Source organism: Vibrio ruber DSM 16370, assembly GCF_900163965.1.
GTDB classification, from domain to species: Bacteria; Pseudomonadota; Gammaproteobacteria; order Enterobacterales; family Vibrionaceae; genus Vibrio; species Vibrio ruber.
In genome coordinates this window covers 148,558-163,422 of record NZ_FULE01000046.1, presented here as the reverse complement: position 1 = coordinate 163,422, position 14,865 = coordinate 148,558, and the positions used below count along the sequence as shown (strand labels likewise).

Here is a 14,865-nt window from a genome sequence, read left to right as displayed (position 1 = left end):
TTTTTTCTTGCTTGAGCTGCCTTACCCACTTATCCATTGTCGATTTACCAACACCCATGGCTTTTGCAGCTTCAACAACGGTGTAGTTTTGATCGAGAACAAGTTGCGCTGCTTCGAGTTTGAATTCCGCACTGAAAGTGCGTCTGGTACGCTTGGTCATAGTTTCACCTGTCATGCTATGAGGTGTATTTTAACACCTCTAATCAGGTGGCCAAATTCACCGTACCACTACAGCTGCAACTGCAAAACTTTTCGCTCACCATGGCTACGCCGTCTGTATCAACTATAAATCCAATACAAAGGCTGCCAATCATGTGACACAAGAACGTTCGGGTTCGCCTCATGAGTATATTGATTATGCAGCCTCAAAAGGAGCAATTGACACTTTGACCAAAGAGTTGTCGTTAGAAGTTGCAGCTGAAGGGATCAGGGTCAATTGTGTTCGTCCCGGTTTTATTTACACAGATATGCACGCTGACGGTGGTGAGCCTGAGCGCATCGAGAGACTAAAAAGTGTCATTCCTCTGCAAAGAGGCGGTTTACCTGAAGAGGTTGCCGAGGCAATTTATTGGCTAGCCTGTGAAAAATCATCATTTTCCACAGGCAACTATTTGGATTTGACCGGGGGCCTATAGCGCCTCTTCTTCTCACATCATTGACAGTATTCGCCATGACATTATGTTTTTTTACCCACCATACATAGCGATTGCTGTAAATCAGAGTCGAATAAGAGTATGATTTGTGTAATCTTCATATACTGATAAATTAATTTTGAAAGAATATATCAGATTAATGAAGCCTATCATCCTTAATTTTTATATTTGACTTGTACGTTCTGATAGATTCGTATAATTTTCTGGATATTTTCAATAATGGTCGTTCAATAATTCTGTAACTAATCAACCCAGAGATAATAACACAAAATAATAACACAATAAGCAAAGCATAATTAGGTATAGAAAATTCAGTTCGTGATGACAGAACATAAATCACTCTACCAACAGCACTCAACACAAGAATGTGCAATAAATATATAGAATAAGATGCATCACCAATCTTTACTAAATATTTATTGAACACAATATTTCTTCTTTCTGCTATAACAAGACAATAAAGAATGGCTGCGGCTGGCGTACCGTAGATACCGACTCTCCACCAATCACTAGGAAACTTTGATTGATTGAACAAAATCAATATCGATGAAAATAATACTGAAGCAACCATTAAAAACACAGCGAATTTCCAGCTACTGTCTTTATGATAAAGAATCGCTAGAAGGGCTCCAGCAATAAACTCCATTGTTAGAGGATGAGCAATCAAATGAATAACAGAACTATCTGTAACAACATACAAATTAACAAAAACAACTAAAGCACCCCATATGAAAAGAAATATACTCAGTCGTTTTTCAGGAATACATATTAATAAAATAGAAAAAACCATATAAAAATAAACTTCATGAATTAAAGTCCATCCTACATTAATGAGAGGAAGTGTCTCTTCTGGCCACAATAAAAAAGAAGAAATAATATTGACATGGTTTCCTTGAGCGCTATTAACCCACTCAGGCCTTATAAGAAAAAAAATCAATACTAATGAACTATAAAACCAGTATGTTGGATATATTCTAGAAGCACGATGATATAAAAAACTCAGTGCATTTGACGTGTGTTGAAACTGACCTTTTGTAATAGAGACCATTATGAAGCCACTTATTACGAAAAAAAGATCGACACCGAACATCCCATGTATGAAAAAATCGGGAAGTACAACTCTCCCATCACCATATTTTTCTTCTATCGGAAGCAAATGAAAACAAACGACCAATAATGCGGCAATTCCACGAAGACCCTGAATATTTAGTAGTTTACTCATCTACATTAAAAACCATGTCCAGCCCCAAAATTATCAGAAACATAGCATAAACATCATCAAAATTGAATTTTATGAACTTCTTTTCGTAACTTAGTGCAGTTAAAAGCATAACAAGTCAGTATCTGAAAAAAGATAAATAATTCAAGCGTATAATATAAGGATGACATCCGTCTCTCACGATAGTGATGATTTTAGGCTCACTTTACCAATAAGCCGGAGACTTTCATGAGTCCACCGTTCATACATTCAACTGACAGCATTCGCCATGCCATTGTGTTATGCCCACCATACAAGGCGATTGCTGTAAATCAGAGTCAGCAGTTTATGAAGATAAGTTGAAGATTATTGATTCTGCTTGAAAAAGCGTTCAGCGCTGGCAAAGAGAGATTCACAGTGTTTTTTCTGCTGCGCGTAGTCAGCAGAGTCCTCGGACATTCCATCTAGGACCTCTTGGGCACTATGGTATTCTTTAACCATCAGCTCGAACTTGGCTTCGTAGTTGCTTTTCTTATGTTTTTTGGGAGATTTAACGTGTTTCTTTCTCATTCTTGTTCCTTTTCTAAACAGATCACATCAAGGAAATGGGTAACGATTGAATCAGAGTCATTTTTATTTTTACCAAAATAATTGACACCAAGATAAATTGAATATTCCAGTTATACAGCCAAAATTGATATTTATTATCTAAAAAATCTGAATCCATATCCTTTATATATATTGCTAATGATGTTTGTGAACACTCCCCCAGAACTATATTTATTTCAGGGGCATCATTTACCTAAACGGATGAAAATGAGGCTATTTAATGGAAGATAAAGAATAAGTTGCTACAGGCGTTGTATAACGAAATGACTCGAAAAAAGCGAAGAAGATACTCGAACTATATGTTTCATCAATAACTCACGTTTAGGAGCTGGAGTCACTATACACACATTATAGCAAATAGATAGTCATTTTCGTTTTTTTACAATCAAGTCCAATTTCCCTTTTGGCTCAGCAAGCAAAACAAACCATAAAATCAATATATATCAACACCTTACACTTAAACACAAGCTTAATCCGATAACATTGAAGGGTTATAAAAAAATAAAACAAGAAAAAGCTAGCCTTTATCTGTTTTATCGGTATACTGCTTACCAGCTCTTAAGAAAAGAGCTATTTATTTACTTTAAGATCAAATTTCTCTCGGTTCTACATCGATTTTTTCGTTTGCGTACCTACGATAAAATATATATCTCTAAAATAGATAATAGCGCTTATTAGCTAACAACACTTAAATTAAAATTATCAAATATAGAGGTATCTATGTCTAATAAAACAACTGGTTCAGTCAAATGGTTCAACGAAACGAAAGGCTTTGGTTTTATTTCTCCTGACAACGGTGGTGATGACGTTTTCGTTCATTTCCAATCTATCGTTTCAACTGGTTTCAAAACACTGAACGAAGGCCAAAAAGTATCGTTCGTGGTTGAACAAGGTCAAAAAGGATTACAAGCAGCGCAAGTCACTGTGATGTAATACTTTATGTGGCATCAGCACCCGTTGGTGCCACACAAGTCAAAAACCAATATGTCTGACCTCCCTTCTCTACCCACTAAATTCTTCCTCTGACAAACTATCTATCACACACCCCACAGATAAAAGCACTGCATAAGACACTTGAGTTTCAATGTATTCTTGGGATGATCTGACTTGTCTTTTCATAACGATATGCAACAATTCTTACAGAATGTGAAGTGGTTAAAGAACAAGGGGATAAATGTGTTCATTAATGAAGCATCAAAACGATCCGGCGCGACTCAACGGGCAATCAGACTGTATGAATCACTCGGGCTATTGAATGTTTCCCGCTCTGGCAAATATCGTGTTTACAATCAGCAACACATCAGCCTGATTAAAATCATTAAAGAAGCACAAACTCTTGGGATTCAGCTCTCCGATCTGGTCGCCTTAAAAAGTGAGCAAGAAGATCTAGATTGGGCGTTAGTGAGTGATTTTCTGGCTCAGCAGCAAGAACTCGTTGAAGAAAAAATAAAAGCGCTGGAAATACAAAAGCAACGTATCGCAGAATATCGTATTTCGATTGATCAGTGTGTTCGAGGGGTTGACTCTGACCTTTAGGTAAGAGTTTAAACTACCCGTCTGGACACAATACGGAGCTATCAGATCATGACAAAAATTCTAGTCATCAATGCCAATCCCAAATCTAACAGTTTTTGTAAATCTTTAGCTGAGCAATATACATCGGTTGCGGCAGATAAACATGACGTTGAACAAATTCATATTGGTGATTTGAATTTCAAAATCAGCTTAGATGAAGGCTACAGTGAAATAACAACCTTAGAACCTGATTTATTAGATTTTCAAAATAAAGTCCAATGGTCAGAACATATTGTGATTATTAGTCCTGTCTGGTGGGGAGCCATGCCAGCCAAATTCAAAGGTGCAATAGATAGAACCTTTTTACCGGGCTTTTCGTTCAAATATTTAGAGGGTAAATCGATTCCTCAAAAACTATTAAAAGGGCGTACATCTCAACTCATTATTACCCTTGATACGCCTCCTTTCTGGTACAAGCTTATCTACGGTAACCCAATATACAAACAGTTAAAACATACTATTCTGGAATTCTGTGGAATTAAAAACACCTCTTCAACTTATTTTGGCCCAATGATCAGCGCCAGTAGCAAACATCGAAAAAACTGGTTGGATAAAACAGCCCGGCTCGCCAGTCAAATTAAGTAAATATATTAAATTCTGGTCACACCGATGCATGATGACGCGCAGGGTTACTCATGTATCGGCGTGACAGGATTTTGTTCATACCAGCAGACAGCCTTCTTCTATCCGGCCACGCTACTTTGTGACTATTCATTGAATAATCAATAAGATAAAAACATATCTCATCTCAAGACAATGGTCTTATTCCATCATATAAATACGAATTTAATTGTGTATCAAACTCAATCCGATCTAATTTTTGTTGACTAGATCACATCTTTACCTATAACGTTACGCAACTTTTCATATGGAATTGAATCATAGGTAACTGAACTTGTACCACTTGAACGCTGTAGATATTTCGCAGTATTTTCTGACTAACGAATCATGACAAAATGAAAATAATAAATACGATCAAACAATTAAAATTATCTCATCATGCCATCACAATCATCATTGCGATTTATTTTGCTGTTATCTTAAATTTGCCGGTTTATAAATCACTGCATGAAATATTTAATCAATTAGATGCAGTTAATACTGGATTCGTTATTTCTATTCCATTCTTTTTTACATTCGCTTTAACAATAATTTTCAGTTTATTTTCGTGGCCGAAAATCACCAAAATATTCTTTTCCGTTCTGCTTTTGACATCGAGCCTTGTCAGTTATGCCACTTATAATTATGGCACGATATTCGACGCTGAAATGATAGAAAACTTTATTGAGACTAACGTCGGTGAGGCCTCGTCTTATCTGAGTTTTCGCTCCGTGATCTGGTTTCTCGGGCTGGGGGTCTTGCCAACCATATTGTTAATTTTAACCCCCATTAGACATGAAAAATTAGTGCCTTTGATTGCGAAAAAACTGGGTGTCATTTTCATTTCCGGACTGGGAATCGTGCTGATTGCCTCGGCATATTATCAGGATTATGCATCGGTCGGCCGCAATAATGGTTATATCAAACGGATGATTATTCCGACGTATTACATTAATGGCATTGCTGAATATATTCATCAAACCTATTTTTACCGGCCATTACCTTATGTTCATATCGGATTGGATGCCAAACAAACGGCAGCTCCCGGCCAAAAACCGTCTTTGGTTGTTTTCATTCTGGGTGAAACTGCCAGAACATACAATTACCATGCAAACGGCTACCCAAGACCCACGACCCCATTCACCGATACGCTGCCGGTGATCTCCTACCGGCATGTCGCCTCTTGTGGTACCGCAACCGCAGTCTCTGTTCCCTGCATGTTTTCTCGCCTCGACAGGAAAAATTATAACGAGCAACGCGCCTATCATCAGGACAACCTGCTCGACGTGCTAAAAAGGGCGGGTATCGATATCTTCTGGAAAGAGAATGATGGTGCCAGCAAAGGGATTCCAAAACATGTCAAATATCAGGAGCTGAAACGCAATTCTCAGGATCCGTTATGCAGTCTCGCCGGGTGTAAAGATATGGCTCTGCTCAATAATTTTGAGCAGGATGTGAATGCACTTCAGGGGAATCGTTTAGTGGTTCTTCATTTAATCGGCAGCCATGGGCCGGCCTATTTTCAGCGTTATCCACAACAATTTGCTTACTTTCAGCCGGATTGTCAGCGGGACGATATTGAAAACTGTACCCATGAGCAGCTGGTCAATACTTACGACAACACTATTCGCTATACCGATTACGTGGTTGCTCAAACGATTACCCGGTTAAAACAACTCTCCGAGCAATATAATACTGCGCTGATCTATCTCTCTGACCATGGGGAATCATTAGGGGAAAATGGTATCTACCTACATGGCTTACCCTACTCGATCGCACCGCAGGAACAGAAACACGTCCCGTTGATGGTGTGGTTATCCGATGGATACCGGGCCGCGCAGCATATTGACCAATCGTGCCTGAAACAGCAGGCTCAAACCGCTCAGGTGTCACATGATAATCTGTTTGATTCACTGCTTGGCGCACTCAATGTGTCAACACAACTCTATCGGCCGACACAAGATATCTTTTCTGTATGCCGGAAGTAATACCGGCCGTTCAACACGCGCCGAACCAGCGCAGAGTGGGCTCCGCCCCACTCTGCTCACTCTGTTACTCGGCCCGACGCCGTATTCATTGTGTCTTTGGTTGTCATTTGGTGAGTGCTGCATAACTGTGCATCTCTTGCTCGTTACGAAATAGCGGGAGACCCAGCGCCTGATGCATCTGAACCAGCCACGGCTGTGCCAAACCAATCCTTTCCATCGCAACCCGGTCGAGAAAAATCGTGTCTGGTTTGCCTTCGCTGACTACTTCCCCGTCGGCCATCACATACACGTAATCACACAACTCATAAATCAGATTAATATCATGGCTGGACATCACCACATGCTTGCCGAGCGCTGCAAATCTCTCAATCAGAGATTTCATCTGCCGCGTGCCGGCAGGATCCAGCCCGGCAGTCGGTTCATCCAGTAACAGATACTGACTGTCTAATACCAGTGCACCGGCAATCGCGACCCGCTTCTTTTGCCCGTAACTGAGATACTGCACCGGCTTATTGATTAAGTTTTGACCATCCACCAAGGATAATGCATCGCTGACACGTCGCTGGATCTCAGTATCGTCTACCCCGAGATTTCTCAGACTAAAAGCAATGTCATCGAAAACATCGGTATAAAAAATTTGCTGCTCCGGTTCCTGAAATACCAGAGTGACACGCTGACGGTGCTCAAACAGCGCTTTTTTAGCATACGTCAGCGGTTGACCTTGCCATAAGACGTTACCGTGATGTGGCCGATATAAGCCAAGCAATAACTTAAACAGCGTCGATTTACCACAACCGTTAGCCCCAACGACACCGACAACAGGATGCGCTGCGAAATTCATCGCCACTCGCTTGAGCACGGGTGAGCCATCCTCATAGGCAAAATCAACCGCTTGAACCGATAACGTCATCAGAGAAACTCTCCTTGGTATAACTTGACAAAAAGGGACGCTTTCATGTGCTGATGGCGTATCAAAACCCGCTGCAATAACATCCCCGCTAACTGAGCCAGCGATTTCAGCCAGTGGCGGCGACGAATATAACCGAAGCGCAGCGTTTGGGCGGTAAAAATGGCGTGCGCTTCTTCAATCAAGATAAAAATAAACCGATAAGTCAGTAGTACCTGTTCAATCAATACCAATGGCAATCGGGTGGCTTTCAGCAGCCGGATACACTGATTGAACGGTGTCGATACCACAAAACAGAAAGTGGCCGCAATCGAGCATAAACAGCGCATTAATGTATGCTCAGCCATCCCCCAAAGTTCACCACTGACCCCGACAAATCCGTCAGCAACCGGCATACTGATGATCAACTCGTCCGGCCGTTGATGATAAGTCAGTACCATCGCCATGATGCTGAACAGCAAGAATCCACCGGGTAAGCGCAGCCAACGCAGATATTGCCTGAGCGAGATTCGGCCACCGATACAGGTCAGCATCATTAACACCAGAAATAATCCCCCCTGATAGATAACCGGCAGCGTGAGTGCCAGCGACAACGAGACGAGATAAAACCAGCCTTTATAGACCGGTGAGACACCAACCCACCGGCTCCGATAAGCATATTTATCGATCAATAGCATGACGACGCCGACGCCCTTGATAGAAGCCGAGGATATAAAAAATTACCGCCGAACCAAGTGAGCCCTGTAATGTAAATAGCAAACTTTCAATTTCACCGCTGGCCGGTTCAAATATCGGTTCAAGCCATGGCTGATAATCCGGTGCGATTTCACTAATCACCGATTCCGCTTCACCATCCGAACCGCCGAATTCACCGGAAACACCTAATACGAACGGCATGACAATCACCAAGCCGACCAACAACAGAATCAATATGTTCTTTTTCATCTCAGTCCACCTTGTGTTGTTCCGAGCAGTGCCCGTTTATTGAGTTGTTCATAAATCAACACGGTCAGTAGCCCTTCTGCAATGGCAATTGGTACCTGTGTCAGCAGAAAAACCCCCATAAACTTACTCACCGAAGCAACCATACCGAGCTGCGGATCAGGGAAGGCCAATCCGAGTTGAACTGAGGTAACCAAATACGTCGCAAGATCCGCCCCGGCGGCACACAAAAACACGGCAATATCCTTTCTGACATGAAGTCGGTTTGCCATGACCCACAAGACATAACCGACCAAAGGCCCGATGACGGCCATCGACATCCCATTCGCGCCTAAAGTTGATAAACCACCGTGCGCCAGTAACAGCGCCTGAAACAGCAAAACAATCCCGCCGAGCAGCGGTACCACCATAAAGCCAAACAGAATCACCGCCAGACCAACCCCCGTGGGGTGAGAGCAACTGCCGGTCACCGAAGGCAGCTTTAACGCCGACAGAACGAAAATAAATGCCCCGCACAGCGCCAACAACACCTTTCTGTCACTGTCACTGGCGACCAGATGCTTTACTTTTCTGATACTCAAAATCAAACAGGGTAAAAAGAAGACCCACCAGCTCAGCGCCCATACCGGTGGCAGAAAACCTTCCATGATATGCATGGCATTGGCACTGGCGGGGAACATTAAAAACATCATCATCCCGAGGAATACCCCGGAAGGAATGCGGGAGAATCGAGCAAACATCAGTCTGTTCCTTATTTGTCGGTTGATACGGGGGCGAACGGTTGTAGTTGCTCGCAACCATTGGCTTTTTCTGCACCCTGATGACCGAAACGGTGATGGGCAAAACGGCGATTGACTAAAATAGTCGAAAAGTAGGGCAGCGACTCCCCCGTACCATCTCCCGGGTGAATAGCGCTCAGATCGGGATAATAGATTTCATTATCCATCGACGCGTTCGCCATCAAAATCGCGCATGACAGCAAGCCCAGTTCTTCCAGCAGGGTACGGATTGTTTCAAACCGGCCATATACTTTCATCAACACCACACATTCATGCTCAGCCAGAGCACGACGCAACACATCTTCATTTGCAGTACAAGACATCACCGCCATTGATTGTTGTTCCATACACAACGGGAATTGCGCCCGGGCAGCAATCGCAGCAAATGACGTAATCCCCGGCACCACTTCAATCTCAACTTGCGGGGCAAGGCGTTCCAGTAAAAAAACCCAAGTGCTGAACAGCATACTGTCACCTAAAGTGATGAAACCAACCTGTTTCCCGGCGGCTACATCTTGAGTTATCTCTGCGGCAATTTGCTCCCAGGCCTGACGTTTTTCTCCGGCATCGTTGGTCATCGGAAAATGGCGCGCTTTTACCGTCACCTGCTCCCCCAGATACTCGCGTACAATCGACAAGGCCAGGCTGTCCCCCTTCCGACGGCCAGCCGGTGCGTACAGCACATCGAGGTGACCCAGAATCCGGGTAGCACGGACGGTGATTAAGTCACTGGCACCCGGACCGGTGCCCATTGCAAATAACTTTCCGCCATTTTTTAACATTTCACCATTCATTAACTTTCCATCACTCATGCGACTGGCTCCTTCACATGCATTGACGTCATGACGGATGGTTGAATAGTCTGCGACGTCTGGCTTGCTGCTCCCGCTTGCTGTGATGCCATGTCTGAGGATGAAACCGCGGTTAAATGATCAATAAATAACTGACGAATCAGCGGATTTTCGCCCAATCCCTGCACAATCGGCTCGGCGGTAATCCCAGCCTGTTCAATCAGGACTTTCCATGAATCGGGGTCATCGGATGCCATATCATGAATCGCATGATCACCGGCCACCAGCATCAGTGGCATCAGATAAACTTTACGCACCTGCGCCTGTTGCAACCGACTGATAACGGTCTCGATACCCGGATAGCTTTCCACCGCACCGACAATAAAAGGTCGCTGATGCGTTTGCATCATATGATCGAGACAGGCATAGGCTGAAAACGCATGATGGGTCGTTCCGTGCCCCATCAGCACCAAGCGTTCATCCGCTGCAAGTGGTGGTGACTGGTATTCAATCGCGTCAATCAAGCGCTGATAGTCATCACAGTCACTCAGCAAAGGGACACCGACTTCGATGCGCTCAAACTGGTGTCGGCAATGTGCCACTTCCCGGACAATTTTTTCATATTCGTCCCCGTTGATAATATGGAGTGACTGGATCAACACATCCCGATATCCGGCACGTTTGAGTGCTGCCAGAGCCTCACGCGGATGAGCAATGTCGATCCCGTCCCGCTGCGATAACTTGTTAATAATCATCGATGAAGTAAAAGCCCGGAAAAAATCCCGGTCGGGAAATGCATTGGCTAAAGCTTGTTCACTCGCCGCAATATTTTTTTGCAGCGCTTGCGGATAACTGGTTCCGAAACTAATCACTAACAGTGCTTTTTTCATCAAATGATTCCTTCTGTTGCCACGCGCAAAACAATGCTTCGCACGCGTCAAGATCGTGTAACGTTTCAACATAGTGGGTGACAAAACGCAGCGGAGGCCGTTGAATCACAATGCAGGGAATCCCGAGTGCAAGACACGGTTGCACTTTTTCAGTAAATCCGCCTGCCTGACCGGACTCTTTGGTGATCACCACATCCGGCTGGATCATGTCGTACAGCGCGTGATTCATCGCTGCAGAAAAAGGGCCTTTCATCGCAATAATTTGCGCATAACTCAACCCGAGGGACTCACATTCCGCGACGACCTCAGTGGTCGGCAAAACGCGGACATACACTGTTTTGTCGTTAAGTCGCTGACAAAACTGAGCGAGGTCTTTACTGCCGGTGGTCAGCAAAATTTTCTGCTGTGCCGACGTGATCTGGTCACAGGCATCCGCAATACTACCGGCCTTGATAAGCAACGGATGAGCCGCCACATCAACCGGTATCGGTCGCTCATAACGAATCACCGGACACCCGGTTTTCAGGCTGGCAGCGACGATGGTTTCCCGTAATTGCTGCGCATAAGGATGGGCGGCATCAATCACACAATCGACCTGATGATCCAGGATCCATGTCCGCATTGTTTCAGCATCTAAGCGGCCTTGAATCACCGGTGCCGTCAGTGACTGTACCGTGGCCAGCCCGGCCGGAGTTGCTACCGACAACGTATAGCGGATCCGGTACTGCTCCAGCATCCGGCACAGTGTGACAGCATCGGATGTGCCGCCGAAAACCAGCACATGCGCGGGGCTCATCATAGTGTGTAGCCTCGCGGCGTAATCATCAGCCCCTGCTCAACATAAGTAGACTGATTGCCGACAATCACCATGGTGCGCATATCGACCCGTTCAAAATCCATGTCGGCAAAGGTGGTCAGCCATTTGGTTTCTTTGCGACGTCCCGCTTCTTTAACGACCCCGACCGGGGTGTCCGCTGCTTTATAAGGGGACATTAATTCAAACGCGTGACGCAGGTGCCCTTCCCGTCCCCGACTGCGCGGGTTGTAAAAACAGATCACGAAGTCCGCTTCAGCGGCAGCGCGGATGCGTTTCTCAATCACGGACCATGGCGTCAGCAAATCACTCAGACTGATATGACAGAAATCATGCATCAGCGGCGCCCCCAGCGCCGCACCGGCAGCAATACTCGCGGTCATGCCCGGGACAATTTTCACTTCAACATGCCACGTCTGCTTGGTTACCATCTCCAGAATCAAGCCAGCCATGCCATAAATCCCGGCATCACCACTGCTGATCAAAGCGACGGTTTTACCCGACTGGGCGATATCAAGAGCGACCTGACACCGTTCGATCTCTTTGCACATACCGGTTTTAATCACCGGTTTATCGCCCACCAAGGCTTTGACAAGGTGGGTATAAGTTTTATATCCGACAATCACTTCAGCCGCTTCAATGGCAGCGCGCGCCTCTGCGGTCATCATCTCCGGACCACCGGGGCCAATTCCTACGACATATAACATGATTTCATGACTCCATAGGTCAGGGTAATACCTTGTTGTCTCAGGGTTTCTCCCAACAGACAACCGTCACTGAGCAGCCAGGCTGCCGGTTGAGACACACAGCCGACGCCTACCGTCTGTCGGACGAATTCCGATTGAGGAAACGGTGCGGAACACGCACTTAATTCGGCTGCGCTGAATAATTTGAATGGCACCTGATATTGCTGCGCCAGATGCAGGATCGCCGGCTCATCATATTTGCGGTCAATACTGCCAATCGCAGCCAGCGCGAGCGGGTGAATACTGATGTGTTGCAGTTGTTGCTGAAAAAGAGTCAATAGCTGTACGGGGGAAATATTTTTCCGACAACCAATCCCGGCCACAAGCCGTTTCGGGATCAACTGAAAGCTGGGGATCGGCCAGTCAGGCCGCGTATGTTGCATCGACACATCGATCAGCGCGGACAACTCATAACGGCCAACATCGTGTTCAGTCACAATGGTTAAGCCGCGAATATCAAACTGACGAATATCAAAACCAAGTGTTGCTGTAAGCCATGGATCAACATAAATCCCGACAGCATGTCCGCTGACCAAAAGTTGATTCACGGTTTTAGTCGCCACCCGAAACTGCTCACTGGCCGCATTGATCTGTTGCGCCAGCACATCAAAAGCACAGGTTTGATTGACATCGGTTGCCGTCGAGATCACCGGCTGCGCACCAATTCGTGCTGCGACCTCCCGGGCCAGTTCATTCGCGCCGCCAACATGCCCCGATAAGATACTGATGACATGCTGCCCTTGTTCATCAATCACCAACACCGCCGGGTCGGTGAATTTATCTTGCAGCAACGGAGCAATCATTCTGACGGCAATCCCACAGGCACCAATAAAAATCAGGGCGCTATCGCAGCCAAACCGTTGCGCCACAGTCTGCTTTAGGCTGCCGTCAAATGGCAGAAAATTGGCCTGTAGATACTTTTCAGCACAGTAGCAATGCATCGACAATGCCGGAAACGCCTGACGGATCTGACGGGCAATCTGCTGGCCGCCCGGGGTCAGGCTGAACAGTGAGACGGAAAAACCGTTAACGGTATTCATGACTGAACGCCGCATCATAAAGTTTGGAGTAGTGGTATTCTTCTCCCAGAAAGCGACCGACCAAGATTAACGCTGTTTTTTGAATGCCTGCATCCGTCACAGTCTGAGCAATATCGGCCAGCGTACCTTTGAGTATCTGGCAGTCCGGCCAAGTGGCTTTATACACCACAGAGACCGGGGTCTCTGTCGGATATCCGCCCTGCACCAGCTGCTCGGCCACCGCCCCAATCCCCTGGACGGACAAGAAAATTGCCATTGAAGTCTGATGACCGGCAAAGCGTATCAGCGATTCCAGTTCCGGAGTCGGCGTCCGCCCTGCCATCCGGGTAATGATGAGGCTTTGCGATACTTCCGGCACGGTGTATTCAACCCCGAGTTCCGCCGCAGCGCCAAGAAAAGAAGACACCCCGGCAATACAGCGAAAGCCAATCTGCTGTTTTGCAAGTTCTTCACCCTGTTCGCGAACCGAGCCATACAGTGATAAGTCTCCGGTTTGCAGTCTCACCACCAGCTTATTATGGTGAATACCATCCACCATCAGTTGAATAATCTGCTGTAAATGTAAGTAAGCACTGTCATGGCATTCGGCTTCCGGTTTGCAGTAATCCAGTAAGGCCGGATTAATCAGTGAACCGGCATAAATCACCACATCCGCCTGTTGCAGCAAGCGATAACCTTTGAGGGTAATCAGCTCCGGGTCACCGGGTCCGGCTCCCACAAAATAGACTTTGCTTTTGTCCAGCGTTTCCGTCATTGTGCGCTCCCTTTCGTACACCGAGTACATGAAATCACAAACGTGGGGTTATTGGGTTTGAAGTAGTAACTGCTCCCCAGCGGGGTCATCGGAGACACCATGATCTGTGTGCAGTCCAGATCTCGGATCGGGCAGTTTTTCAGGTGCTCTAACGCCTGATGCAGATTGTCTTGCAGAATAAATGTCATCACTAACCGGCCTTGTTCCGTCAAATGAGCCAGAGCCCAGTCAATGATCGCTGTGAGGTTGCCACCACTGCCGCCGATAAATATGGCATCCGCCGCTACCGACAGCTCACAAGGCGCAATTGCTTGTACCAGTTCAATATGCGCAACAGCGTGGTGGCTGAGGTTTTGCTGCATAATCGCAACCGCATGGTCATTCTTTTCAATCGCGGTGACGGCCAGTTCAGGAAAACGCAGTGCCGCTTCAATGGCGACACTTCCGGTTCCGGCGCCCACATCGACAAATCGCTGTGCCTGACCGAGCGCTAAACGATCCAACACTACAGCGCGGACTTCCTGCTTGGTCATCGGCACTTTGTCGGCCCTGAGAAATTCGCTATCTTTCATCTTTCCC

General features: G+C 45.7%; 19 protein-coding genes. 5 read left to right on the top strand and 14 right to left on the bottom strand.

Annotation, left to right across the window (positions count from 1 at the left end; translation table 11 throughout):
* A partial coding sequence (locus VR7878_RS16515; protein WP_077333472.1) for a transposase occupies window positions 1–160 on the bottom strand: 160 nt, incomplete at its 3' end.
* A 55-nt stretch (window positions 161–215) separates the two neighbouring features.
* Between VR7878_RS16515 and VR7878_RS16510 the strand changes: the two genes are divergently transcribed.
* Entirely contained in the window at window positions 216–635 is a 420-nt protein-coding gene (locus tag VR7878_RS16510; RefSeq protein WP_077337139.1) for an SDR family oxidoreductase, read from the top strand.
* Window positions 636–789: 154 nt separating this feature from the next.
* Here VR7878_RS16510 and VR7878_RS16505 read toward each other — a convergent pair whose 3' ends face one another.
* Both VR7878_RS16505 and VR7878_RS16500 read right to left on the bottom strand, forming a co-directional pair.
* On the bottom strand, window positions 790–1,875 hold the full coding sequence (locus VR7878_RS16505) for an acyltransferase family protein (protein ID WP_077337138.1): 1,086 nt from the start codon (window positions 1,873–1,875) through the stop codon (window positions 790–792).
* Window positions 1,876–2,217: 342 nt separating this feature from the next.
* On the bottom strand, window positions 2,218–2,421 hold the full coding sequence (locus VR7878_RS16500; RefSeq protein WP_077337137.1) for a hypothetical protein: 204 nt from the start codon (window positions 2,419–2,421) through the stop codon (window positions 2,218–2,220).
* 759 nt (window positions 2,422–3,180) lie between these two features.
* On the opposite strand from VR7878_RS16500, the gene VR7878_RS16495 reads away from it, so the two are divergent.
* From VR7878_RS16495 to VR7878_RS16480, 4 genes are all read left to right on the top strand, one after another.
* Window positions 3,181–3,393 (top strand): cold-shock protein, encoded by a 213-nt coding sequence (locus tag VR7878_RS16495; protein ID WP_038177868.1) that lies wholly within the window; start codon window positions 3,181–3,183, stop codon window positions 3,391–3,393.
* Window positions 3,394–3,636: 243 nt separating this feature from the next.
* A complete protein-coding gene (locus tag VR7878_RS16490; protein ID WP_077337145.1) occupies window positions 3,637–3,996 on the top strand; it encodes a MerR family transcriptional regulator in 360 nt (119 codons plus the stop codon).
* Between the two features lie 48 nt (window positions 3,997–4,044).
* Window positions 4,045–4,620 carry an NAD(P)H-dependent oxidoreductase gene (locus VR7878_RS16485; protein ID WP_077337136.1) on the top strand — a complete coding sequence of 192 codons (576 nt, stop codon included), beginning with the start codon at window positions 4,045–4,047 and terminating at the stop codon, window positions 4,618–4,620.
* Between the two features lie 371 nt (window positions 4,621–4,991).
* The gene (locus VR7878_RS16480) at window positions 4,992–6,623 is read left to right on the top strand and encodes a phosphoethanolamine transferase (RefSeq protein ID WP_077337135.1); all 1,632 of its coding nucleotides are present in this window, start codon (window positions 4,992–4,994) and stop codon (window positions 6,621–6,623) included.
* Between the two features lie 103 nt (window positions 6,624–6,726).
* Here VR7878_RS16480 and VR7878_RS16475 read toward each other — a convergent pair whose 3' ends face one another.
* The 11 genes from VR7878_RS16475 to VR7878_RS16425 are packed head-to-tail and all read right to left on the bottom strand — an operon-like array spanning window position 6,727 to window position 14,858.
* Complete coding sequence (locus tag VR7878_RS16475) at window positions 6,727–7,533, bottom strand: ATP-binding cassette domain-containing protein (protein ID WP_077337134.1); 807 nt, start codon at window positions 7,531–7,533, stop codon at window positions 6,727–6,729.
* A complete protein-coding gene (gene cbiQ / locus VR7878_RS16470) occupies window positions 7,533–8,207 on the bottom strand; it encodes a cobalt ECF transporter T component CbiQ (RefSeq protein ID WP_077337133.1) in 675 nt (224 codons plus the stop codon). Before cbiQ ends, VR7878_RS16475 begins: the two co-directional genes overlap by 1 nt.
* Window positions 8,191–8,475, bottom strand: coding sequence for an energy-coupling factor ABC transporter substrate-binding protein (locus VR7878_RS16465; RefSeq protein ID WP_077337132.1), 285 nt, complete (start codon window positions 8,473–8,475; stop codon window positions 8,191–8,193). The genes cbiQ and VR7878_RS16465 overlap by 17 nt, the downstream gene beginning before the upstream one ends.
* Window positions 8,472–9,212, bottom strand: a complete 741-nt coding sequence (locus VR7878_RS16460) for an energy-coupling factor ABC transporter permease (protein WP_077337131.1) — start codon at window positions 9,210–9,212, stop codon at window positions 8,472–8,474. The genes VR7878_RS16465 and VR7878_RS16460 overlap by 4 nt, the downstream gene beginning before the upstream one ends.
* A gap of 11 nt (window positions 9,213–9,223) precedes the next feature.
* A complete protein-coding gene (locus tag VR7878_RS16455; protein WP_205409479.1) occupies window positions 9,224–10,063 on the bottom strand; it encodes a cobalt-factor II C(20)-methyltransferase in 840 nt (279 codons plus the stop codon).
* Window positions 10,060–10,932 carry a sirohydrochlorin cobaltochelatase gene (gene cbiK / locus VR7878_RS16450; protein ID WP_077337130.1) on the bottom strand — a complete coding sequence of 291 codons (873 nt, stop codon included), beginning with the start codon at window positions 10,930–10,932 and terminating at the stop codon, window positions 10,060–10,062. The genes VR7878_RS16455 and cbiK overlap by 4 nt, the downstream gene beginning before the upstream one ends.
* Complete coding sequence (gene cobK, locus VR7878_RS16445; protein ID WP_077337129.1) at window positions 10,907–11,731, bottom strand: precorrin-6A reductase; 825 nt, start codon at window positions 11,729–11,731, stop codon at window positions 10,907–10,909. Before cobK ends, cbiK begins: the two co-directional genes overlap by 26 nt.
* A complete protein-coding gene (locus VR7878_RS16440; protein ID WP_077337128.1) occupies window positions 11,728–12,453 on the bottom strand; it encodes a precorrin-3B C(17)-methyltransferase in 726 nt (241 codons plus the stop codon). Before VR7878_RS16440 ends, cobK begins: the two co-directional genes overlap by 4 nt.
* On the bottom strand, window positions 12,438–13,532 hold the full coding sequence (locus tag VR7878_RS16435; RefSeq protein ID WP_077337127.1) for a cobalt-precorrin 5A hydrolase: 1,095 nt from the start codon (window positions 13,530–13,532) through the stop codon (window positions 12,438–12,440). Before VR7878_RS16435 ends, VR7878_RS16440 begins: the two co-directional genes overlap by 16 nt.
* Window positions 13,519–14,286 carry a cobalt-precorrin-4 methyltransferase gene (locus VR7878_RS16430; RefSeq protein ID WP_077337126.1) on the bottom strand — a complete coding sequence of 256 codons (768 nt, stop codon included), beginning with the start codon at window positions 14,284–14,286 and terminating at the stop codon, window positions 13,519–13,521. Before VR7878_RS16430 ends, VR7878_RS16435 begins: the two co-directional genes overlap by 14 nt.
* The gene (locus VR7878_RS16425) at window positions 14,283–14,858 is read right to left on the bottom strand and encodes a decarboxylating cobalt-precorrin-6B (C(15))-methyltransferase (RefSeq protein ID WP_077337125.1); all 576 of its coding nucleotides are present in this window, start codon (window positions 14,856–14,858) and stop codon (window positions 14,283–14,285) included. The genes VR7878_RS16430 and VR7878_RS16425 overlap by 4 nt, the downstream gene beginning before the upstream one ends.
* Window positions 14,859–14,865 lie beyond the last annotated feature (7 nt).